Annotated in this window: 16 protein-coding genes; 7 read left to right on the top strand and 9 right to left on the bottom strand. The window is 72.6% G+C overall.

The genetic code is table 11. From position 1 onward, the window contains the following. Nucleotides 1-645: 645 nt before the first annotated feature. Nucleotides 646-951, top strand: a complete 306-nt coding sequence (locus ABZX40_RS28265) for a hypothetical protein (protein WP_355736057.1) — start codon at nucleotides 646-648, stop codon at nucleotides 949-951. A gap of 280 nt (nucleotides 952-1,231) precedes the next feature. Here ABZX40_RS28265 and ABZX40_RS28260 read toward each other — a convergent pair whose 3' ends face one another. Beyond that, a complete protein-coding gene (locus tag ABZX40_RS28260; RefSeq protein WP_355736054.1) occupies nucleotides 1,232-3,949 on the bottom strand; it encodes an ATP/GTP-binding protein in 2,718 nt (905 codons plus the stop codon). Nucleotides 3,950-4,101: 152 nt separating this feature from the next. Then, nucleotides 4,102-4,566, bottom strand: coding sequence for a hypothetical protein (locus ABZX40_RS28255; RefSeq protein ID WP_355736051.1), 465 nt, complete (start codon nucleotides 4,564-4,566; stop codon nucleotides 4,102-4,104). A gap of 232 nt (nucleotides 4,567-4,798) precedes the next feature. Here ABZX40_RS28255 and ABZX40_RS28250 point away from each other — a divergent pair, with 232 nt between their 5' ends. Then, nucleotides 4,799-6,487: a translation initiation factor 2 gene (locus ABZX40_RS28250; protein WP_355736048.1), complete on the top strand. Its 1,689-nt coding sequence runs from the start codon at nucleotides 4,799-4,801 to the stop codon at nucleotides 6,485-6,487. A gap of 18 nt (nucleotides 6,488-6,505) precedes the next feature. On the opposite strand, the gene ABZX40_RS28245 is transcribed toward ABZX40_RS28250, so the two are convergent. Further along, nucleotides 6,506-8,587 (bottom strand): AAA family ATPase, encoded by a 2,082-nt coding sequence (locus ABZX40_RS28245; RefSeq protein WP_355736045.1) that lies wholly within the window; start codon nucleotides 8,585-8,587, stop codon nucleotides 6,506-6,508. Between the two features lie 105 nt (nucleotides 8,588-8,692). Next, nucleotides 8,693-9,109 (bottom strand): ATP-binding protein, encoded by a 417-nt coding sequence (locus ABZX40_RS28240; protein WP_355736042.1) that lies wholly within the window; start codon nucleotides 9,107-9,109, stop codon nucleotides 8,693-8,695. Between the two features lie 120 nt (nucleotides 9,110-9,229). Here ABZX40_RS28240 and ABZX40_RS28235 point away from each other — a divergent pair, with 120 nt between their 5' ends. The 4 genes from ABZX40_RS28235 (at nucleotide 9,230) to ABZX40_RS28220 (ending at nucleotide 12,010) form a co-directional block, all read left to right on the top strand. Further along, the gene (locus ABZX40_RS28235; protein ID WP_355736039.1) at nucleotides 9,230-10,174 is read left to right on the top strand and encodes a helix-turn-helix transcriptional regulator; all 945 of its coding nucleotides are present in this window, start codon (nucleotides 9,230-9,232) and stop codon (nucleotides 10,172-10,174) included. Next, the gene (locus tag ABZX40_RS28230) at nucleotides 10,131-10,256 is read left to right on the top strand and encodes a DUF397 domain-containing protein (protein WP_355736037.1); all 126 of its coding nucleotides are present in this window, start codon (nucleotides 10,131-10,133) and stop codon (nucleotides 10,254-10,256) included. The genes ABZX40_RS28235 and ABZX40_RS28230 overlap by 44 nt, the downstream gene beginning before the upstream one ends. 259 nt (nucleotides 10,257-10,515) lie before the next feature. Further along, nucleotides 10,516-11,328: a hypothetical protein gene (locus tag ABZX40_RS28225; RefSeq protein WP_355736034.1), complete on the top strand. Its 813-nt coding sequence runs from the start codon at nucleotides 10,516-10,518 to the stop codon at nucleotides 11,326-11,328. 25 nt (nucleotides 11,329-11,353) lie between these two features. Further along, nucleotides 11,354-12,010 (top strand): DUF433 domain-containing protein, encoded by a 657-nt coding sequence (locus ABZX40_RS28220; RefSeq protein WP_355736032.1) that lies wholly within the window; start codon nucleotides 11,354-11,356, stop codon nucleotides 12,008-12,010. Nucleotides 12,011-12,103: 93 nt separating this feature from the next. Here the strand turns inward: ABZX40_RS28220 and ABZX40_RS28215 are convergent, their stop codons facing one another. The 4 genes from ABZX40_RS28215 to ABZX40_RS28200 form a co-directional block, all read right to left on the bottom strand. Next, nucleotides 12,104-12,772: a thioredoxin domain-containing protein gene (locus ABZX40_RS28215; RefSeq protein WP_355736029.1), complete on the bottom strand. Its 669-nt coding sequence runs from the start codon at nucleotides 12,770-12,772 to the stop codon at nucleotides 12,104-12,106. After that, nucleotides 12,769-14,823: a cytochrome c oxidase assembly protein gene (locus ABZX40_RS28210; protein WP_355736027.1), complete on the bottom strand. Its 2,055-nt coding sequence runs from the start codon at nucleotides 14,821-14,823 to the stop codon at nucleotides 12,769-12,771. Before ABZX40_RS28210 ends, ABZX40_RS28215 begins: the two co-directional genes overlap by 4 nt. Then, nucleotides 14,813-15,460, bottom strand: coding sequence for a copper resistance CopC family protein (locus ABZX40_RS28205; RefSeq protein WP_355736025.1), 648 nt, complete (start codon nucleotides 15,458-15,460; stop codon nucleotides 14,813-14,815). Before ABZX40_RS28205 ends, ABZX40_RS28210 begins: the two co-directional genes overlap by 11 nt. A gap of 86 nt (nucleotides 15,461-15,546) precedes the next feature. After that, a complete protein-coding gene (locus tag ABZX40_RS28200; protein ID WP_355736022.1) occupies nucleotides 15,547-16,194 on the bottom strand; it encodes a hypothetical protein in 648 nt (215 codons plus the stop codon). Nucleotides 16,195-16,723: 529 nt separating this feature from the next. Between ABZX40_RS28200 and ABZX40_RS28195 the strand changes: the two genes are divergently transcribed. After that, nucleotides 16,724-20,770, top strand: coding sequence for a hypothetical protein (locus ABZX40_RS28195; RefSeq protein ID WP_355736020.1), 4,047 nt, complete (start codon nucleotides 16,724-16,726; stop codon nucleotides 20,768-20,770). A 203-nt stretch (nucleotides 20,771-20,973) separates the two neighbouring features. Here the strand turns inward: ABZX40_RS28195 and ABZX40_RS28190 are convergent, their stop codons facing one another. Continuing rightward, nucleotides 20,974-22,854: an ABC transporter ATP-binding protein gene (locus ABZX40_RS28190; protein WP_355736019.1), complete on the bottom strand. Its 1,881-nt coding sequence runs from the start codon at nucleotides 22,852-22,854 to the stop codon at nucleotides 20,974-20,976. Nucleotides 22,855-22,913 lie beyond the last annotated feature (59 nt).

Below are 22,913 nucleotides of genomic sequence, written 5' to 3'. Positions count from 1 at the left end.
GAGCCCCTCCCTGGCCCGGGATGGGCTCCGCCTTACATCGTCACCCTTGAGCTGCGGATACTTCTCCCGCACGTCTGCCGCACCTGGGTGTGAACTGGGTGTGATCTTGAAGGATTGATAGGTGTGCGAGAAGTGTTCGGCAGGTATCTCGCATACGCCGACTCGGGGCCGTGTCGCCCAGGCCGAGCCCCTGACTAGGCTTTTTGCGCGCGACAGTGCAGGTCAGCGCGACGGACGAAACAGGGCGAGTACGCAGCTCCCCCCATTCGGGACGAAGAGGTCGTGGGTTCAAATCCCGCCACCCCGACAGCTAAATAGCAGATCAGAGGGCCCTTACCGATTCGGTAAGGGCCCTCTGGCGTTGCTGCGTGTCTATCTGCGTGACTGCCGATTCGGCGGACGTTCGCCGCGTCGAGCGGTTTGTCCACGGCCGAGGAGAAGCCGGGGTCCTGTTCCTCCCACTTCTCGTCGGCAGCCAGCCGATCCCAACCCTGATCTTCGAATTGCTCCGTCGACACCGCATCGGGTGCCGACCCGGCGATGGTCTTGATGAACGAGGTTGCGCGGCTAACCCCCGCCTGCCGCATGGTCGGCGCGGCCCGTCGCAGTGGTGGGCCCTATCCGCCTCGCAGGAGTGATGCCTCCGTGTCCACGCTCTTCGACAAGTTCCTGATTCCGACCGCAGTCGGTCTGGTCGTCACCGGTCTCGCCGCCGCGGCCGGATGGCTCTACCGGCGTCGCCGGGCCACTCCGGCACCTCCCCGCGTGCTGCGCCGCTTCAGTCTGCTGGGCACCATCGGCGCCGACGGCAGCCCTCTGTACTACGAGACCACCCGGGCCCTCGGCAGCATCGTCATCCGCCGGGTCGGCGGCCTGTCCCGACGCTTCGAGCTGACCGATGCCCCGCTCGGCGACGGCACGTACGCCGCCGAACCCCTGGACCATCTGTAGGGCGACCGGAGTATGGAGTGTGTGGGACGGCGAGCGGGGCATCGGGCAGGGCTGCCCACCAGCACCTTCACCGCACGCGAAGGGGCTTCCGACCACAGTCGGCCGAAACGGCTGTGGTCGCGGTCGAACGACTGGGAGGAATGACTGGAAGGAATGGCTGGGTGGAATGACGAGGGGGGAATGACGGGGGGGATGACGGGGGGAATGACGGCAGGCAGAGCCGCTGTTCGTGCCGCACTCCCCTTGACGCGTCCGGCGGCTTTCGAGGCGCGCCGACTGGCTACGGCGTTCCGGTGGCCGACCGTGACGCGAGGAGAGCGCGTCGGGCGATCACCATGCCGCGCCAGCGTTGGCGTACTGTCCGCCGCTCGTCGAGCCACCGTGCGCCGGATGGGTTGTCAAGCGGGAGGTCGGCCATGAAGTGGGCGATGTCGACGTAGTAGGCGTAGTAGCCCTCACGGGTCAGCTCGCGGAGTCGGCTGATGCTGGAGGCGACGCCCGCCCGGCCGTCGCGGATGGCGTGATGGAAGGCGCGGGCCAGTTCGAGCTTGGCCTGGACGAAGAGCAGCCCCGACCTGCTGATCTCCGCGGCCAGTATCTGCGCCCTGTCCTCGACTCCCCGATCCGTGCCTGCGTCGCGCAGGAGCGCTGCGATCCGTACGTCCAGGGTCGCGGCGCGCAGATCGACCTGGGACAGGAGATGTTCGCCGAGGTCGATCTCATCATCGGTGGCGGGGTCGGTCGTGAAGGCGAAGGTGAAGGCCCGCATGGCCTGTGACATCGCCGCCTCCCCGCTCTTGCCGTGCTGCTCGCCTTCCGCGCGGGCTGCTTCGAATGCCGCTGCCGCCGAGGCCATGTCGCCCTGCACCCACCGCACGTCGCCGACGACGCGGTGGTGCCGGCCTGCCCAGCCCAAGTGTTCGGCGGCTTCGAGAGCGGTCGGGAAGTCGCCTGCGAGCCGGGAGAGGTGGGCTAGCCCACGGCGTGCGTTCGCCGCGAGTCGTCCTCCGCCCGCGGCGACCGCCCGCATCCCCTGGCGGGATGCCTCGGTGTGCCCGAGGTCGCGCTGCGCCTTGGCCCGGTAGTAGAGGGCGACGTCGTGCAGTTCCGCGGGCAGCAGCCCGGTGTCAGCGACTGCGACCAGGCGCTCCACCGTGCGGGCGCGGTTCTCGTGCTGGCGGCGGGCGAGCGCACTGAGCAACTCCACCAGTACGTCGGCGGCTGTGGCTGAGGCTGAGGCTGCGACGCCCTCCGCTTCGGGGGCGGCGGCCGGGGCGGCGGCCAGGTCGAGCGGCTCCCATACGGAGTCGCCGATGTACGTCCAGGCGGCCTCGATGAGCCAGCCGAGGTCGTCGAGGCGGTAGTCGCGGGCGATGGCCAGTCCCTGGCGCAAGCAGCCCACGAGGAGCGCGCGATCGCCGTCCGAGCCGCTGCTCCACTGCTCCCCGAGGGCGGCGAGGGCCCGGACGGCAGCCTGCTGCCAGTCGGCCGGGGACCACCGATCGTCGGTCTGGTCGTCGGCGCCCCGGATCGTCGCGCGGATGAGGGCATGGAGGTGGAAGGGCCACAGACCGAACGGCGTCTCCCGTACGAAGGGACGCTCGACGAGCCGTAGCGCCGGTGCTTGTTGGGGCAGACCTGCGGCCCGGGTCGCCAGGGTGACATCGAAGGAGGAGAAGAGGCTGGCGGAGCGCAGGACATGACGCTCGGGGGCGGTGAGGTCGGAGAGCGTTCGGGCGATCAGCGCGGGGAAGTCGTGGTCGAAGTCGGTCGGCTGCGGGGTGTGCCCGCCGCGTCGGAGCTCCAGGAACCTCATCACGGAGAGGTCCAGGTACAACGGCAGGCCGTGCGAGCGCTGCCCGATCACCCTGCGGATGGCATCGCCGATCAGGGGGCGGCCGTCTGCGGAGAGGCGGCGGGCGAGGTAGTCGTCGCAGTCCTGGGAGGAGAAGTCGCCCATCAGCATCTGCCGTTCACGGCCGGGGGCGGGGGACTCCGTACGGGTCCGGGGGATGTCGGGAGCGACCAGGCCGGGCCAGGCGGCGGGGCCGGTGAAGTCGAGCTGGCCCTGAAGGGCTTCGTCGGCCCACTGCAGGCGGGAGCGGCCGGTGATGATGAAGAAGGCATTCGGCAGCAGCCACACCAGACGCTGTAGAAGGCGTTCAAAGTCCCGGTGGGTGCGGTCCCCGATCTCCTCGAAGGCATCCAGCAAGATCACCGGAGTGACCTTCTTCGCGGTGGGCAGTCGGGCAAGCTCCCAGGCGAGCAGGTGCGGGTAATAGGACAGGGAGTCCAGATCCGGTTCGCTCTCCAGGAGATCGGCCAGGCGTACGCAGCCGGCGAGCGCCCGCACGGTCTGCCGACGCTCGCGCAGCGCTCCGACGAGCGCCCCGCTCACCTGCCCGATCGCGGAGCCCACCGTGCCCGGCAGCAGCAGGGCCTGGGCGACGTCGGCGAGCGCGGACTGCATCTGCTGCGGCAACGCCTTGCCGAACCGGGCGGTCAGTCCGCCGCGGTTGAGGAAGTCCTCCAGCGGATCCCCTGGATGCCGATGCTCCCAGTAGCGGCGCAACGCCACGTCGAACGCGGGCAGCGGCCGGCCGATCGCGGCCAGCGCGAGGCGCACGCTGAGCACGACCTTCTCGAAGTCGGGATGCGCGGAGCGCGCGAGATCGATCCGTACGGGCAGGATCCGCGCTCCGCCCCATGCGGGGGCACTCCACTGGGCGGGACGCTGCCCCGGATCAGCGAGGGACGCCTCCAACTTGCGGGACAGCGTGGACTTCCCGATGCCACCGATCCCATGGAGGACCACCACATTGTCCCGGGCGGCCTCCAGGTCATCAGCGGCGAAGGAAGGACTGCTGACCTGCCGCAGATGCTCGGCGAGCGCGGCGACCACGAACCCCCACTGCGCCTGCCGGTCCGTGAACGCCTCCACAGCCCCGAGCGTGCGGTCGTTCGTACTGAACAGCGCGCGCAGATCCCGACCTGCCACACCAGCCCCCACCAATGATCGCCTGGCCGCCAACCTATGCCCACCCCAGTCCTGTTGGGACAGCATTCCCGAAGACGGCCGCGCCCGCACCTACGGAAGAGCAGTTCAGAGGGCCCCTACCGACTTGGTAAGGGCCCTCCGCCATTGCCCCGTCACCCCCCTCCCAGGTCCGACACCGCCCGCTTCGCCTCCCCGACGAAAGCCGTCTTGGCGCGGTGCAGATCGTCCTGTGTCTCATGGCGCCGCAGGGATTCGAGGAGTTCCTGGGCGGCTGCGGCGACCTGTTCCGGGCCTTCGAGGACGACTCCGGCGTACGCCCGTTGCAGAGGGCCCTGTTCGTCGCCGGTGGCCCGGCCCGTGCGTTCCACCAGGATGCGTGCCTCGGCGGCGCCCAGGAACTCCGCGTAGATCTGGCGCCGGAGGGCGACCGCGCGCTGAAGGTCCGCCCCGCGGACCGTCATACGGACCGACTCCAGCAGCGCCTCCGCCTGCCGCTCCCCCGCCTGCCGGGCCGCCTCTGCCTGGCGGATCCCCGCGTTCCGGGCGTACCAGCCGGTGACGACGCTGCCCGCGAGCGCCGCCCCCGCCGCGACCAGCGCGACTGCCAACTCGGACATGAGCCCCCCCTTCCCTCTCTCTTCCCGCTGTTCCCCTTGCTCCCACCTCACCATGCCCGCACCGCACACCTCCCCACATCACCGCCATCCCGAGCTGTACGATCGCGATATGCCGCCGGACGACCCCAACAAACCCCTCCGACCTGCGGAAACGGCCATCCCTCTCCCTGAGTGCCGGATAGAATCGAACAATTGGGGCGACGGGCGACGGGCGACGGGCGACGGGCGATGCGTGCTGCTCGCCGCCAGGTCTGCCGTCGCTCTCTACCGGTTGCTGGACGCCGCCACCGCCCTCGCCGGTGATGAGCGCGTCTCCCGGCATTTCACCCTCGTCCCGGGGTCGGACTTCGGGGTCGACATGCTGGCCGCGATCGAGCGGATCGGTGGCAGAAGCGTCCCCTGGGCGCAGGCGTGCTCCCGCTCGTACGATCTGATTCTCACCGCGAGTCCGAAGGGGGATCTGGCTCTCCTCCGGGGGAAGCGGGTTCTGTTGCCGCACGGGGCCGGGTACAACAAGTCGATTCCCGGGGAGGGGCCGGACCCGGACTCGGCGTCCGGGCTCGACGCCGTGCTGCTGAGTCCCGGGGACGGCGCCTCCTCACCGATAGCCCTGCACGCGGTCGCCCATCCGGAGCAGGTGGCCCGGATCGCCATGGCCGACGAGCACGCCGCCGCCCGTGCCAAGGTCGTCGGTGACCCCACCCTGGAGCGCCTCCTCGCCTCCCGAACCCTGCGCGACCGGTACCGGAACGCCCTCGGCACCGGCTCCCGCACCTTGCTCGCCCTTACCTCGACCTGGGGGCCCGAGTCCCTGCTCCGGCGGTACCCGGAGCTGCCCGCCCGGCTCGCCACCCAGCTCCCCCACGACACCTACCAGCTCGCGCTGATCGTGCATCCCAACGAACGGAGTCTGCTCGGTACCTACGAGCTGGCCGAGCGCCTCGCACCCGCGCTCGACGCGGGGCTGATCCTGGCGGAGCCCCTGGAGGAGTGGGCGTCCGTTCTCATCGCCGCCGATGCCCTGCTCACCGATCACGGGTCGGCCGCCCTGTACTACTGCGCCACGCAGGACCGGCCCGTCGTCGGGCTCCCCCGGAGCGGGTCCGAGCTGATTCCGGGGAGTCCTGTCGATGGTCTTCTGCGGGGAGTTCCGCGGCTGGTGCCCACCTCAGCGCCGGGCGAGGGCGACCAGTCGGCGGACTTCCTGGCGGCTGCGCTGGGCAGCGCCCTGCGCTCCTACGTCCCGGGAGCCGGGCAGGACGCGGCCCGGCGGGCTTTCGCCCATCAGGGGCAGGCGCTCAGGCGGCTGCGGTCCGAGCTGTACGGTCTGCTCGGCCTGACCCCTCCCCGTTTCAGCAGCCCGCCCCGCCTTCTTCCCCCGCCCCGGCCCGCTCCCCGTACCCCGGCGGCGTTCGATGTGTGCGCGGACGTCGAGGGTGACCGCGTGCACATCACCCGGCGGCCCCTCAGCCCGGACGTGCCCGGTGATCATCTGGCGGTCGAGTACGGGGCCGCGGGTGAGGGGCTGGTGCGGTCGGCGGGGCTGCTGTACCGGCGGGCGCTCGCCCCGACCGCCGACGGGACGGCCCCGTCCTGGACCGCGAGTGCGTGGGCCGAGTACGTCCTCTCCGCCTACCCGGGGTGCCGTTCGGCGGTGGCGGTGCTGTCGGCGGATGTGATGCTGTTCCGGAGCCGTGGGGACGCGGCGGCCTGCTACACCGTCCGGGTCGAGGCCCGCACCGAGGACGGACGGATCATCCGTACCGACCCCGCCGCGGTCGCCTCGGCCGTGCACGCCTGGTTCGGCGGCGGGGCTCCGGCGCCCGTCGGCGCTCATTCGCTGAGCTGCGTGATCGGCGGACGGACTTACCGGGTGACGGTTCGCCCGGCCACCGGCGAGGAGGCGATGGCCCCTTTCTGAGAGTCTGAGTCGTCGTCGCTACCCGCCCAGGCCGTTGAGCCGCCGGATGGCGTCCGCCGCCGTACGGTGCTCCGCCGCCTCGGCGGCCCGCCCCTCCGTCTGCGCGAGTTCCGCCAGGGCGTCGTGGACCCGCGCCCGGTCGAAGCCGGACCCTCGGCGGCGGGCCGCGTCCAGGGACCGTTCGTACAGTCCCCGGGCCTCCGCCGTCCGGCCGAGGCGGTGCAGCACACCCGCGAGCGCGAAGCCCGTACGGCGGGCCATCCGCTCGCGATGCAGTGCCACCGCCTCGTCGTGCGCCTGGGTGAGGACGTCGTACGCCGCCTCCAGTTCGCCGAGGCGGGCGCGGGCCTCTCCGAGCCGGTAGGACTGGAGCATGGCGCCATAGGGGTTGGGGATCGCGCGGTGCAGGTGGCGGGAGCGGTCGAACTCGGTCGCGGCCTGGGCCCATTCGCCGCGCACCCCGGCGAGCATGCCCCGGAACTCGACCACCGACGCGGCGAGTTTCCGGTCCCGTTCCCCGTCCCCCAGGAGGCCGAGCGCGGCGGTGGCCGCGTCGAGTTCCCGCTCCGCCTCGTCCACCGCGCCCGCCTCCCACAACTGGCGGGCGAGCTGGCACCGGGTGCGCACCAGCCACTCCGGGCGGGCGCCGTGCCGGACCGCCGACGCCACGGCGAGCCGCAGCGCGCCCACCACATCGGCCTGGTGCGGGTGGTCCAGCGCGTACGTCCACACCGGCTCGGACAGCGCCACCGCCTCCGCGTCCATCCCCCGCTCGTGCGCCAGCCGGACGGACGACAGCAGCACATGGCGTTCCTCGTACAGCCAGGCCGACGCGCGGTCCGAGCGCTCGGCCCTCACCGCCGGGTCGGCCGCCGCCCCGGGATCGGCCAGCGGCACATCGGGGGCGAGCGGCAGGGCGGGGCGTTCGTCCGCGACGATCAGCCGGGCACCGGCGGCGAACCGGTCCGCCCGCTGGAACTGCCGCACCAGCCAGCGCAGCAGCCTGCCCACTCCCTCCTCGGCCTCGTCCTGCGGGGCGTCCTTGCGGCTGCGGCGCAGCGCGTGGGCGCGCAGCGGGCCCGGCAGTCTCAGCCGGCCGTCGCCATGACCATGGCCGTCGCCGTCGCCATGGCCGTCGCCGTCGCCGCCGTCGTCGCCGCCCTCGGCGAGCAGTTCGCTCAGGTCGAGCAGTCCGGCCCGGTCCAGTTCCTCCAGGGCGTCCTCGCACGGCTCCGGGCCGAGTCCGAGCAGCGCGGTCGCCGACTCCTGGGTGAACGCCGTCCCCGGGTGGTGGGCCAGCAGGCGGTAGAGCCGGGACGCCGTACCGGACAGCCCGTCGTACACCGTGTCCCAGAACCGTTCCACCCCGGCGACGCCCTTCTCCTCCCACTCGTCCCGCAACTGCGGAATCAGTCGGGACAGTGGTCGCAGCCGACGCGCGCGCACCCAGCCGCCCGCCACGTGCAGAGCGGCGGGCAGGCCCTCGCACAGCCGCACAAGTGCCCGTACGGACTCGGGGTCGGCGGCGAGGCGGGCGTCCCGGACGACCAGTTCCAGCAGTTCCGTCGCGGCCCACTCCTCCAGCGGGGGCAGGGCCATGCCCAGGGCCGTGCCGTCCTCCAGGTCGCGCAGCGGGCTGTGACTGGTGACGATCACCAGACTGGCGCCCGACGCCGGGAGCAGCGGGACGATCTCCGAGGCGTACCGCGCGTTGTCCAGGATGAGGATGAACCGGGCGTCGGCGGTCTTGCTCCAGTACTGGGTGCAGCGCGCCTTGAACGACGCGGCGACGAACGACGGCTCCACGCCGAGCGACTCCAGCAACTGCGCCAGCACATCACCGGGGTCCAGCCCGCCGCCCAGCCGGAAGTCGTCCAGGTCGACGGAGCGGACGCCGTCCGCGAAGCGGTCCCGCAGGACCCGGGCGAGCAGCCGGGCCAGCTCCGTCTTCCCCATGCCCTGCGGCCCGCTGAGGGTCACCATCAGCGGTCTGGACGATCCAGAACGTCCCGTCCACTCGTCCACGGCCCGCAGGACCCGGTCCCGCTCCTCGTACCGGTCCACGAAGTACGCCGGTTCCGGCGGAAGCTCCACCCTCATATGACCCGACTCGCCCTCTCTGCCTCGAACCGATCCGGACTCCAAGTCCAACCAACCATGCACCATGGACGATCGGTTGGCGGTCGGATCAGCCGGACCCCGACGTCATCCGGCGGCCAGGTCCAGTTCCGCCCACACCGTCTTCCCCACGGGATGCCGTGGCACCGACCCCCACCGCAGCGCCAGCGCGTCCACCAGCAGCAGTCCCCTGCCGGACTCTCCCTCCGGGTGCGCGGTCGGCGCCACCGTGGGCAGCCGCTTCTCGGCAGCGGCGTCCGCGACCTCCACGCGCAGCACGCCCTTGGCCGGGTCGAGCGCCAACCGCAGACCGCACGCGTGGCCGGGCACCCGTCCGTGTTGTACGGCGTTCGCCGTCAGTTCCCCGACGACGAGCGCGACCGCGCACGACGCGTCCGACGCCTTCGGGTGACCCTGCTCCGCCATCCACAGGACGGCCAGCCGCCGGGCCCTCCGGGCGCCTCGCGCGGAAGAGGGGAATTGCAGGGTCGTCTCTGTCAACACGGCTTGCCCGTCGCCTTCCGTCGAGTCGTCACGTTCCGTACTCAAGAGTCGACGCAGCGCCCTACGCTCACCAGGTGACACAGCATTAACGCTCCGCTCGTAAGGAACGGAAGTGACGCTTTGGCCAAGGAAATTGACACGAGTGTGTCCCTAGCCGTGCTCTTCGGCAGGCGGGTGTACAAGCTCCGCAAAGCGGCGGGACTGACACAGGCCGAGTTGGGCGCGCTGGTTCATGTGGTGAGCACGCGGATCACGCAGATTGAGCGGGCGTCCGGCGCGAAGCCCACGCTGGAGCTGACCCGGGCGTTGGACTCCGTCCTGGGCGCCGATAACTTGCTGATTGAGTTGTGGCCTTATGTGCATCGGGAGTCGTTCCCGGACTGGTCGCAAAAGTACATCGCTGAGCAGAGACGGGCACGGGTCATCCGGGAGTACGCAGCTCATCTGGTGCCGGGTCTCTTGCAGACCGAGGCGTACGCGCGAAGGGTGCTGAGTGCCGGTGACACGCTCACCAGCGAGAAGCATCTGGAAGAGCGGGTCGCCCTTCGTCTGGGACGGCAGCTTCGCCTCACCATGCCCGATCGACCGAAGCTCTGGGTGATCCTGGACGAGGCCGTGCTCAGGCGTCCTATTGGTGGTCTGACCGTGATCCGTGAGCAGATGACCCGGCTGCTCGAAGCGGCGGAAGAGCCTCACATCACCCTCCAGGTACTGCCGTTCGAGCAGACGGCGCACGACTTCTTCGGCGGCTCGCTCTCGCTGCTCGACCTGCCGGATGACTCCGAAATCGCCTACACCGAGAGTTCGCACTACGGCCACCTCATCGAGGAGCCAAAGGAGATCCGTTCCTTTGCCCTGTCCTACGATCGCCTGAGAGCGGTGGCTCTGCCCCCACGCATGTCTCTCGACATGATCCGATCCGTGCTGGAGGTCAATCACCGTGGTGTGAGAATCCCCAGCCCAGTTGAACGACGCCGTCTGGCGAAAGAGCAGTTACAGCAATCGGGAGGGCTGCATTTGCGTGGAGGTCGCCATCGGAATCCCGACCGTCGTCCCCGCCCGTGACAGCAAGGTCCCCAACGGCCCTGCGCTCCACTTCTCCGCCCTCACCTGGGCCGCATTCATAGGCGAGTTGAAGAACAACTAGCAATCCTCCGCCGCCGGACCCCCGTCCACGAGGGTCCGGCGGCCCCCCAACCCCCTTAAAGAACTGGGGTAAAGAACTCCCGCCCACCCACCCTCCCCCGCCCCGCCGCGAGGCGCCGTCACCCGTTTGTGTGACCCGCTTGCGAGTTTGGGACACGGACCGTTACGTTCACCGCAACAACCTCACACAAAGACGGCCCCCGCCGGGACTGGCATCCCGAACGAGGGCCTGACCGCTCAGGAAGAAGTCGAGCTTCCCGATGGCTGAATCGCAGTCTAACGCGCCCTCGCGCGCCCGCGCCGGTGCTCCGACCTCCGGCGTCATTCACATCCGCACCCGGCTGACCGCCGATTTCACGGTGCTCTCCAACGCCCTCGCCCAGCGGCGCGGCAGCGCGGTCACCATCGGTGTCGCCGCGTACATCTCCTCCCTCCCCGACGGGGCTCCCGTCTCCATCACCGCCCTCTGCGCGCACTTCAGCGAGGGCGAGATCCTGATCTCGCGGGCACTGCGGGAACTGGAGGCCGCCGGGTATCTGGAGCGGCGGCGCGAGCGCCTGCCCTCCGGGCAGATCCGTACCCGTACGTACTTCTACGACGTTCCCGGCGGCGGCGATCCCGAGCCGGACGGGCCGACGCCGGAGCCGCCGTCCCCGCCCCCGGCGCGGAAGCCGGACGCGCCCGGAGAGCGGGCGCTCGCCGATGCCGACCCGCAGGCCATCGCCGTACTCGCCTCCCTCCGCCGGGTCGATCCACGGCTCATGCTGTCCGAGCGGGAAGCGGCACGGCTGGTGCCCGGCGTGTGCCAGTGGCTCGCGGCCGGGGTCACGCCCCACCAGATCACGGCGACACTCACCGACCGGCTCCCGGATCACTTCCTCGGCCGCCCGGCGGGCATCCTCGCCTTCCGGCTCCGTGAGACACCCATGCCAGCCCCGCCGCCCGCCCCGCCTCTCTCGGAACGGCCGCCCGTGGTTCCCCTCCAGACCTGCGACGGGTGCGAGCGTGCCTTCCGGGCGCCGGTGGCGGGGCGGTGCCGGGACTGCCGGGAACCTGTGCGGGCCAGCGCGTGAGCCGGTGATGGCGGGATCAGCGGAGGTGAGCGAAAGGTTCACCGAAGGGCTTCTGACGCCTACAGAAACGGCCTCCTACCTGGAGATTCCGCAGTCGACCCTGGCCTCGTGGCTGAAGGTCAGGGCCGCCGGGGCACCTCTGGTTCATCAGGTCGAGCCGGTCCGCAAGGGGCAGCCCTCGGTGCCGTTCATCGCGGTGGCCGAGGCGCATGTACTCCGTTCCCTGCGTTCGCTGGGGCTCCGGATGAGTGAGATCAGGGAGGCGGCGGCAGCCATACGGGACGCGTTCGCCACGCCGTACGGCCTGGTGTCGAAGCGGATCGCGACGGACGGGGTGGGCATCCTCGTCGAGCACGGGCTCGGGGATCTCCGCAGAGCCCGGGATGGTCAGGCGCCCATCCACGAGGTGGTTTCCGACTGTCTCCGCCATCTGAACTGGGAGCCCGACGACGACTTCCCCACCAGCCTTCGGCTCAGGCAGTACCCGGAGTCCGTGCCCGTGGTGATCGATCCGAGGTTCGGGCAGGGGAGGCCCGTAGTGGCCGCGAATCGGGTCACGGTCAAGGCCATCACCGACCTCTGGGAGGCCGGGGAGAGCGTCGAGGACATCGCGTACGACTTCGAGATGACTCCGGAGCAGGTGGACGCGCTGTGCGAGGCAGTGGTGCGCCTTGCCGCCTGAGTTCTTGGGCGGGGGGCCGTGCTCTTCTACCCGGACCGGGCCAGGCTCAAGGCCCCGGCCCCGGCCCCGGCCCCGGTCAGACCCTCCCCGCCCTCACTCCCCCAACCCCTCCTCGATCACCGCCGCGAACTCCTCATAAGACCCCGGATTCGCGATCTTCTCCCCGTCCACGAAGAACGTCGGCGTCGAGTTCACCCCCAGCCCCACCCCGTCCTCCTGGTCCGCCAGGACGCGGCCGGCGGTTTCCGGGTCGGCTAGGTCGGCGTCGAAGCGGGGCATGTCCAGGCCGAGATCGGCGGCGTAGCCGCGGAAGACGTCCTCCTTCCAGTCCTGGGACTCGCCCCACTCCTTCTGCGTGGTGAAGAGCTTGTCGTACATCTCCTCGAACTTGCCCTGGCGGGCCGCCGCCTCCGCCGCGCGGGCGGCGAGTTCGCCGTTGCGGTGGCCCGGCATGGGGAAGTAGCGGGCGACGAAGGTGACCCGGTCGCCGTACTCCTTCTTCAGTTGTTCCACGGCGGGGTAGTAGGCCGCGCACGCCTCGCACTCGAAGTCGAGGAATTCCACGACCGTCAGTTCGCTGCGTTCGGGGGTGGTCATGCGGTGGCTGGAGGGGCGGACCGGCTCCGCCTCGGCGGCGGGGCGGACGTCCAGGGTGGTGGTGCCGGTGCCCTCGGGGGCGAGGAGGAGATAGACGCCGTAGGCCGTGGCGAAGCCGACGATCAGTACGGCGGCGGCGATGAGGTTCTTCTTCAGCTTGGTCATGGGGTCTTCCGGTCGGGGGAGTGGGCGGGTCGGTGGTCTCGGGCGTGCAGGCTCGCCAGGTAGGCGTTGTAGGCGGTCAGGGGGTCGTTGCCGTCGCCCCGCTCCAGGCCCCGGTCGATACGGCGGTCGATGCGGCGGGCCTCGCGGCGGTCCGCGCGGATCCACTGGGCGGCCAGGACGACCGTGGTGAGCAGGACGGGGATGTCCCCGGTGGCCCAGGCGATCGCACCGGCGTCGTACTGGTCGTCCAGTGGCTCGGTGACCCAGGGGCGGTCGAGGGCGTTCCACCAGCCCGCGCCGATCAGGGTGCTGGAGCTCATCAGCGAGATGCTGAACCAGGAGTGGAACGGCATCGTGAGGATGAGGGCGAAGAGGCGGCCCAGATAGGGCGGGCGGCGCGGGCCCGGGTCGATGCCGATGACCACCCAGAAGAACAGCAGCCCGACGGCCAGGAAGTGCACCAGCATCACCACATGGCCGAGGTGACTGCGCATCAGCGTCTCGAAGAGCGAGGTGTAGTAGACGGCGTAGGCGCTGCCGATGAACAGGATGCTCGCCACCACCGGATGGGAGATCAGCCGGACGTAGCGGCTGTGGAGGAGGGTGAGGAGCAGTGCACGGGGGCGGGCCCTGGGCAGGGCGCGCAGGGCGAGGGTCGCGGGGGCGCCCAGGACCAGGAGCAGCGGGACCGTCATGGCCAGGATCATGTGCTGGCCCATGTGCACGCTGAACAGGACTTTTCCGTAGGTCGACAGGCCGCTCATGGTCGCCAGGACGGTGACCGCGAGACCGGCCAGCCAGGCCGTCGTCCGGCCGGGCGGCCAGCGGTCGCCCCGGCGGCGGAGGGTGCGGACACCGGTCAGATAGAGGGCCGCCGCAGCCGCCGTGCCGAAGGCGAAGAGGGGGTCGAAGTGCCACTCGGTGAACAGGGGGGTCCAGGGGAAGTTCCCCAGGGGTGGGGGCATGGGGAAGCCGAGGAGTTCCTCGGTGCGGGTGAGGGGGGTGGTCGTCCCGCCGGGGGGCGGGGTGCGGGAGAGGGCCACGGCGAGGCCGGTCGTCGCGGCCATCAGGAGCAGTTCGGCGGCGGCGAGGCGGAGGAAGGGTCTGCGGCTGCCCGTCCGCAGGGCCGGGAGCGTCCGGCGGCGGTGCCACGCCCCCGCCGCCGCCAGCCCGCCCAGCGCCACCACCTTGCCCAGCAGCATCAGGCCGTAGGGGGTGGTGAGGAGATCGGTGAAGGAGGGGAGGCGGACGGCCGCGTTGACGATGCCGCTCGCCGCGACCGTCAGCAGCGCCCCGCCCGCCAGCGCCCCGAAGCGGCGTACGGCGGTCTCCGTCCCCTCCTCCCGCCGCACCGCCACCACCAGCACGAACAGCAGCCCGCCGACCCAGACCGCCGCCCCGGCCAGATGCAGGGCGAGGCTGGTGACGGCGGTGTCGTGGTTGCCGGAGGCGGCGGAGTGGCCGGTGAGGGCGGGGGGCAGGAGGCCGGTCAGGGCGAGCAGCAGCGCGGTGCGGGCCCAGCGGGCGGTGGACAGGCCGATGGCGAGGGTCGCGACGAGTGCGGCGACGGCCGCCGTCACGGCGTACGCCCTGCCTCGGGCGTCGGTGGCCACGAAGTCGGCGACCACCTCCGGGGTGAGGAGCCCGGACCCCAGCAGCGGGCGGGCGAAGAGGTCGGAGAGGGAGAGGAGGAGGGTGGCGAGGGACAGCAGGGCCCAGGCGGCGGCGGACGCGATCACCCAGTCGACGTACCGGAGCTGGGCCGCGCCGAGCCGTCGGCCGCCCGGCAGCAACACCGCCACCAGCAGCAGCGCCCCTACGGTGGTCACCCCGGCGGCATCGGTGAGCACCCGCGCCACCGGCAACGCCCACGCGGTGAACGGCCCGGCGTCCTCGATCCCGGGGACGTTGCCCGTCCGGGCCCCGCCGCCGGCCCAGAGGGCGACCAGGGTGACGGCCACGGCGGTGACGGGGGCTGCGGCGAGGAGGAGGGGGAGGGGGAGGGGGAGCGTCAGACGCCGGTCCCGGGCCCGGTTCGGGTCAGTGGGCATCGTCGCCGCCCCCGGTCCGTCCGCGCCGCCGCCGACGTACGCCGTACGCGAGGGCCGCCGCCCCGCCGACCACGGCGAGCGCCGCGCCCCCGGCGAGGAGGGGGGTCCCTGGGCGGCCGGGCTCCGCCGCGACCGGCGAGGGGGAGGGCGATCCCGCCTCAGACGCCTCCGCCTCCGGCGCTTCCGACGGCTCCGACGCCTCCGGCGGTGGAACCGGTGTCGGCGCAGCCGCCGCCCCCTCCACCACAAACACGTACGACCCCGCCACCGGATGCCCGTCCTCCGACACCACCCGGTACCCGACCGTGTACCGCCCGCCCTCAAAACCGTCACCCCCGGTGGCGAGCGCGAGGGACACCGTCCGGCCGTTCACCCGCGGAGCGCCCCGCCCCACGGATGTGCCGTCCTCGGCGGTGACGGCGAGTTGTGCGTAGGTCTCGCTCATCTCGTCGGTGAAGGTGAGTGTGATGTCCGGGGGCGGCGCGGTGAGGGTGGCGTCGGCGGTGGGGGTGCTGGTGGTGAGTTCGGTGTGGGCCGCGGCGGGTGGCGCGGCGGTGGCCAGGACCGCCAGTGCGGCGGCGGGTACGGCGAGGGCGCGGGCCGTCGTACGGACGGCACGCCTGTCGGTGATCTGCATGATCGATCGGGCGCTCTCTGCGGGCCCCGGTGCGGGGCGGGAGGGACCGGCGCGCGCCGCACGGCACGGCCCTCGGGGCACGCCCGTCAGGGCAGCGCGGGACCGCCGATCGGCATCGGCCGGAAGGGGATCGGGTGAGTGAGGTCGGCACCCCACGACCCCGGGGGCGCCCGCCCCGCAGGTCGCCGTACCCGCGTCGCCGACCGCAGCGGTGTCGTCTCCTCGACGGCGACGACCCGCGGCCCGTTCCCGTACCCGGGGGCGAGGCGGGGCCACACGAACACCAGCAGCCGGTGGACGGCGGCCAGTACCGGCCCGCTCTGCCACAGCAGCCGTTCGCCGAGGCCCAGCAGCCGTGCCGCGAGAAGGGCGGCGACCAGATGCCCGGCGAACAGCACCCCGGAGGGCGGCCCGCCGCCGTGCTCCAGCAGCGCGGCCGAACCGTCACCGCCGGGCAGCGCGTACGCCGAGTGCGCGGCGATCTGGGCGGCGGCGAGGGCCCCGATCACCTGGGCGTCCGTCAGCCGCCGCCGGGTCAGCAGCAGCGCCCCCGGCACGGCCACGCCCGCCACGGCCGCGACGATCAGCCAGCCCGGCGCATGGCAGCGGGCCAGCACATGCCCCATCAGCGGCAGCAGCACGCACACCGCCGCCAGCACCCCGGCCCGCAACCCCCGCAGCACCCCGGACGCCGGTGAACCGCCTCCGGCGGAACGGGCGGCGGGCGGCTTCATGGGCGGGACCTCGGGGACCTTCGGGACGGGGGTACGTTCCGGCAGCGTACCGAGGCCCTTCCGGGCCGGTGTGCGGTACCCCGTCGCCCGGCACCGGTCCCTCCCCACGTGGAGACCGGTGCCGAGCGACGTGTCTGGAGGGACCCGGGGCCCGGGGGCGGGCGGGGCGGGTCCGGGGGTGGGGTGCGAGGGAGGTGGGTGGGGTGGGGCGGGGGCCGAGAGCCGGGTTCTAGGGTGCTGTCGCCGGGCCGGTGCTGTGCGCTCGTACCGCCTGCTGAAGTTGACCCAGAACGTGCGGCGTCATCAGGTGCCTCTCCGAGCGCTGTGCTGGTGACCTGCCCTGGCTGCGCACGGGGGGTGCGCCGTTGGGTCGTGATCCTGCCAGTCGGGGCCGCCCGCGGAGGAGGTTCCGGACTTCGCGGAACCGCTTCGTCGCAGGTCAGCCATATAAGGTGAGTTTTCCGGTCCGGACGGACCCGGGGTGAACCGGAAACAGGCGAGTGGTGAAGGACCGGCGGAGGAGGGCGTGGTGGGGGCCGATTCCGAGGCGCGCGCGGCGTTCGCCGAGCGGCTCGCGCTGCTCTACCGGGAGGCCGGGAACCCGCCCCTGAAGAGCGTGGCCGAGGCCGTCGTCCGGTTGCAGCGGGTCGATGAGCGCGGGCGGCCGGTCCGGGTGTCGGCGCAGCGGATCAGCGACTGGCGGCGGGCCAGGAACGTTCCCGCGCAGTTCGCCGCGCTCGCCGCCGTGCTCCAGGTGCTGATACCCGCCGCCCGGCGGGCCAGGCCCGCCCCCGTCTCCGCCGGGCTCTACGACCTGCCCCAGTGGCAGCGGCTGTGGGAGCTGGCCGTCGCCGATCCGGTCGCCTCCCGGGCGCCCGCCGAGGACGCCGCCGCCGAGGTGCCCAGCAGTCTGTGTCCCTATCGCGGGCTCGCCTCCTACCGGCAGGAGGACGCCGGGTGGTTCTTCGGGCGGCGGCGCTCCACCGAGACCCTCGTCGACCGGCTCCGGGACTCCGAGCGCACCGGCGGGATCGTGATGCTGGTCGGTGCCTCCGGCGCCGGGAAGTCCTCCCTGCTCAACGCGGGGCTGCTGCCCGCCCTGGAGAGCGGGGTCCTCGGCGGGGAACGGGCCGTCATCCGGCTGGTGCCGGGCAGTGATCCGCTGGGGGAGCTGGTCCGGGGGGTGCCCGATCTCCGGCCGTTCCTGCGCGACGGCACGGCCGAGCTGCCGGAGCTGATCGGTGTGGTGGGCGGGGGGCAGGACATGGGCGATATCGCCGGTATGCCGGGTACGTCTCGTCCGCCGCGAATAACCGGGGCGGCCAACACCGCCGACACCGACAGATCATCCGACGCCGACAGTTCCTCCGACGCCCCCGCAACACCACCCCTGCCTCCCGTTCTCATCGTCGATCAGTTCGAGGAGATCTTCACCCTCTGCCCGGACGACGACATCCGCCGCGCCTTCGTGCGGCTGCTGCACACCGCCGCCTCCCCGCCGGCCGGTGGCGGGCCCGCCGTGCTGGTCGTGCTCGGGATACGGGCCGATTTCTATGAGCGCTGCCTGCGCCACCCCGAGCTGGCCGACGCCCTCCAACACCGGAGCATGGTCCTCGGGGCGCTGACCGCGGCGGAGTTGCGGGACGCCGTGACCGGGCCCGCCAAGGCCGTCGGGCTGGAGCTGGAGCCGGGGCTCGCGGAGCTGATCGTGCGGGAGGTGAGCGCCGACGGGCCGGGCGGCGCGCATGACGCGGGGGTGCTGCCGCTGCTGTCGCACGCGCTGCTGGCCACCTGGCAGCGCAGGAAGGGCGGGCGGCTCACCATCGGCGGGTACCGGGCCGCGGGCGGCATCCAGGGGGCCGTCGCCGCCACCGCCGAGCGGGCCTGGTCGGGGCTGGACCCGGCGGCCCGGACCGCCGCCCGGCTGCTGCTGCTGCGGCTGGTGCGGGTCGGCGAGGACACCGCGGCCACCCGGCGCCGCGGCACCCGGCGGGAACTGGCGGCGGAGGCCGCCGATCCGGGCAAGACCCAGGAGTCGCTGGAGGCGCTGGTCCGGGCCCGGCTGGTGACGCTGGACGCGGAGAGCGTGGAGATCACCCATGAGGCGCTGCTGCACGCCTGGCCCCGGCTGCGCGAGTGGATCGACGAGGACCGCGGCGGCAATCTGCTGCGCCAGCGGCTGGAGGAGGACGGCCGGGCCTGGGAGGTGGGCGGCCGGGACACCGCCCTGCTGTACCGGGGTTCCCGGCTGGAGCAGGCGCACGGCTGGGCCGGGACCGTCGGGGACACCGCCCTGACCCGGGCCGCCGTGGACTTCCTGGCCGCCTCGGTGCGGCTGCGCCGCCGTACCGTCTGGCTCAGCCGGGGCGCGGTGGCCGCGCTGATGGTGCTGGTGGTGGTCGCGGTCGGCGCGGCGGTGCTGGCCTGGCAGGAGCGCGACGACGCGGTGTTCGCGCAGGTCCTCGCGGAGGCGGACCGGGTGCGCGACTCCGATCCCTCGCTGTCCGCGCAGATCGACCTGGTCGCCCACCGGCTGCGCCCGGACGACAAGGACACCTGGAACCGCCTCGTCTCGATCGTGAACGCCCCGCTGGCCACCTCGCTCGCCGGGCACACCGGCGCGATCTATCTGACCAGCTTCAGCCCCGACGGCCGCACCCTCGCCACCGCCGGGTACGACCGGACCGTACGCCTGTGGGACGTGTCCGACCGGCACCGGCCGAAGGCCCTGGGGACGCCGCTGACCGGGCCCGAGAGCTGGGTGTCCACCGCGGTCTTCAGCCCCGACGGGCGCACCCTCGCCACCGCCTCCGACGACGGCACCATGCGGCTGTACGACGTCACCGACCCGGCCCGCCCCCGCCCCCTCGGCCCGCCCTGGACCAAGCAGGACGGCACGGTCTATCTGCTGGCCTTCAGCCCGGACGGCCGTACCCTCGCCGCCGCGACCGAGGAGCGGGTGGTGCGGCTGTGGGATGTGGGCGAGCCGGACCGGCCCCGGTCGCTGGGGGTGCTCGAAGGGCACACCGCCGCCGTCCGCTCCCTCGCCTTCAGCCCGGACGGGCGCACCCTCGCCTCCGCCGGGGACGACCGCTCGGTACGGCTGTGGGACCTGGCCGACCGGCACCGGCCCGCCCCGCTCGGCACCGCCCGCACCGCGCACCGGGCGCTGGTGCACTCCGTCGCCTTCAGCCCCGACGGGCGCACCCTGGCCAGCGGCAGCGCGGACGACACCGTCCAGCTGTGGGACGTCTCGGACCGGGCCCGCGCCCGGCCGATCGGGATGCCGATCATCGGGCACACCGGGCCCATCTGGTCGGTGGCGTTCAGCCCGGACGGCTCGCTGCTCGCCGTGGCCAGCGCGGACAGCACCGCCACCCTGTGGAACGTCAGCAACCCGGCCCACCCCTCCCAGGTCGGCGAGCCGCTGGCCGGGAGCAGCGGGGAGATGTACGCGCTGGGCTTCAGCCCGGACGGCCGCACCCTCGCCACCGGCACCGGGGACGGCCGGGTCCGGCTGTGGTCGCTGCCCACCTCCGACATGGTGGGCCGGATCGGCGCGTTCCGCCCGGACGGCCGGGTGCTCGCGACCGCCGCCCGCGACCAGAGCCTGCGGCTGTGGGACGTACGGCGGCCCGGCCGTCCGGTGCGGCTGAGCGAACCGTTCCGCCCGGCCGGCGACGAGGTGAAGTCCCTGGTCTTCTCCCCCGACGGCACCACCCTCGCCGTGCTCGCCGGGCCCGACGCGGTGCAGTTGTGGGACGTCTCCGACCCCGCCCGGCCCGTCCCGCACGGCCCGCCGCTCACCCTGCACACCCGGTACGCGGGCCCCGACGCCCTCGCCTTCAGCCCCGACGGCACCACCCTGGCCACCGCCTACGACGACCGCACCATCCGCCTCTGGGACGTCACCGCCCCGGCCCGCCCCCGCGCCCTCGGCGCACCCCTCACCGGGCACACCGGGTACGTCAACACCCTCGCCTTCAGCCCCGACGGCACCACCCTGGCCAGCGGCAGCGCGGACACCACCATCCGGCTGTGGGACGTGTCCGACCCGGGGCGGGCGACCGGTGGGCGCGAGGCGTTCGCCGGGCATCGCGGCGCGGTCAACGCCCTCGCCTTCCGCCCCGACGGGCGGACCCTGGCCAGCGGCAGCGACGACAACACCGTACGGCTGTGGGACACCGCCGGGGCGGGGCGGGCGGAGCCGCTGGGCGGGGAGCTGACCGGGCACACCGAGGCGATCGTGTCGCTCACCTTCAGCCCCGACGGGCACACCCTGGCCAGCGGCGGCAACGACGACACCGTACGGCTGTGGGACGTGGGGCGGCCGGAGGCGGCCGTGTCGCTCGGGCAGTCGATGAGCCCCAACGCCAAGACCGGCAATTTTCTCTCCTTCAGCCCCAACAGCCGGATGCTCGGGGTGTCCAGCGGCTCGGGCACGGTCCGGCTGTGGGACCTGGACGTGGAGGCGGCCGAGCGCCGGATCTGCGCGGCCACCCGATCCGTCCTGACCAGGGAGAAGTGGGACGAGTACCTGCCCCGGCTGGACTATGAACCGCCCTGTGGGCCGTAGCCGCGCGCCCGGCGCCGCCCCCCTCCACTACGTGATCCCGGTCACACACCGGCGCCACTCCCGAGCAGTCGGTCCCCATGGTGGCAACCGGCTTGTTAGGCTTGGCCATAGCCCGATCGCTGGTGCATCCCCCGTCGCCAGCGATCGGGTTTTTCTTGTGCCCTCGGCCGTGTCCTCGGCCATGTCCTCGGCCGTGCCTTCCCTTATGCCCGGGAGGGTGTCCCGGGCTCCCTCTCCATCTCCGGCTCCGGCTCGGACTCCGGCCCCGGCTTCGGCTCCCGCTCCGGTGCCGCCAGGCGCAGGGCCGCCACCATGTCCCGGTAGAGACCGTCCGTGGTGAGCAGTTCGGCGTGTGTGCCCGTCGCCCGGACCCGGCCCTTCTCCAGCACCACGATCCGGTCCGCCTCCACGACCGTGGACAGCCGGTGCGCGATGGTCACCACCGCCGCCCGGTCCGCCCGGTCCCGGATGAAGGACTGCACGGCCGCCTCGGTCAGCCCGTCGAGCTGGGCCGTCGCCTCGTCCAGCAGCAGGATCTCCGGGTCGGCGACGAACGCCCTGGCCAGCGCGACCCGCTGACGCTCGCCCCCGGAGACGGTGGCCCCGGCGAGCACGGTGTCCAGCCCCTCGGGCAGTTGCTCGGCGCGGCCGGTCAGCCCGACCGCGTCCAGCGCCGCCCACAGCTCGGCGTCGGTGGCGGCGGGGCGCAGATAGCGGAGGTTGTCGGCGAGGGTGCCGGGCAGCAGCGGGGTGTCCTGCTCGACATAGGCGATCCGGCGGCGGGTCTCATAGGCGGGCCACTCCTCCAGCGGATGGCCGTCCAGGACCAGTCGGCCGGTGTCCGGGCGCAGGAACTCCAGCATCAGGGAGAACGCGGTGGTCTTGCCCGCGCCGGAGGGGCCGACGATCGCGGTGTGCCCATGGCGCGGCACGGCGAAGGAGACACCGTCGAGCACCGGGGGGCCGTCGGGGGCGTAGCGGGCGGTGACCTCCTCGAAGGCCAGGACATGCGGGGTGGGGCCGGAGCGCGGCGCGGCCGGGTGGGGTACGGCGACGCGGGTGTGGCCCTCCTCCATCTCCAGCTTCTGGATCTCCGCGATCCGGGCCGCCGCCGCGATACCGGACTGGAGCTGGGAGAACTCCTGGGCCAGTTCGGTGGCCGGGCCGAGCAGCTGGAAGGCGTACAGCAGGAAGGCGATCAGGCTGGAGACGGCCAGTGCGCCCGAGTCCACCCGGAACGCGCCGATCGCCAGGATCAGCAGGATCGCCAGTTGCACCCCGGCCAGGGTGATCGTCCAGACGGTGGCGTCGATACGGACCGCCTTGACGCTGTGCGCCGCCGACGCGTCCGCCTCGGCCACGATCCGCTCGGTCTCCCGCTCCTCGGCGCGCGCCGACTTGACCGTACGGATCGCCCGCAGCGCCCCGTCCAGGGCCGCGCCGAGCCTGCCCACCGACTCCTGCGCGGCGCGCTGGGTCTTCGCCAGCCGGGGCATCAGCAGCGCGACCAGCACGCCGACCACGGCGAGGCTCGCGAAGGTGACGGCGAACAGCACCAGGTCCAGCAGCGCCATCATGACCAGCGCGCCGACCAGCCCGATCGCCCCGTTGACCAATTGGGTCAGGCTGGACGCGGCGGCCTCGCGCATCAGCACGGTGTCGGAGGTGACCCGGGTGACCAGCTCGCCGCCGGACCGGCCGCCCAGCGCGCCGATCTTCAGCCGGAGCAGCCGCCGGACCATGGAGCGCCGGGCGTCGCGCACCACGTACTCCCCCATCCGCCCGAGCAGGATCCACTGGACGTACTGGGTCACCGAGCCCACCACGATCAGCGTGGACAGTGCGACGACCGCCGGGGCGATCGAGCGCGACGCGGCGAGTCCGTCGAGCACCCACTTGGTGGCGAGGGGGGTCGCCAGGGTGGTGGCGGTGACGAAGAGGCCGAGGAACAGCCCGGCGGCGAGGGTGCGGCGGTGGGGGCGGACGAAGGACCAGAGCAGACGGAGGTTGGGGAGGGTGGGGGGCGCCTTCTGGGGCGCCTTCTGAGGCTCCTTCTGGGGCTCCTCGGTTTCGATGTTCGGCACAGCGGGCTCTCCCCCTGGGATTGCGTAACTTACTTTTGGGACACTCACGTCCCATTTTC

It is taken from the genome of Streptomyces sp. NPDC004610, assembly GCF_040609715.1.
Lineage (GTDB): Bacteria > Actinomycetota > Actinomycetes > Streptomycetales > Streptomycetaceae > Streptomyces.
Note: the sequence above shows the minus strand (reverse complement) of the source record. Positions and strands in the feature narration are given on the sequence as shown.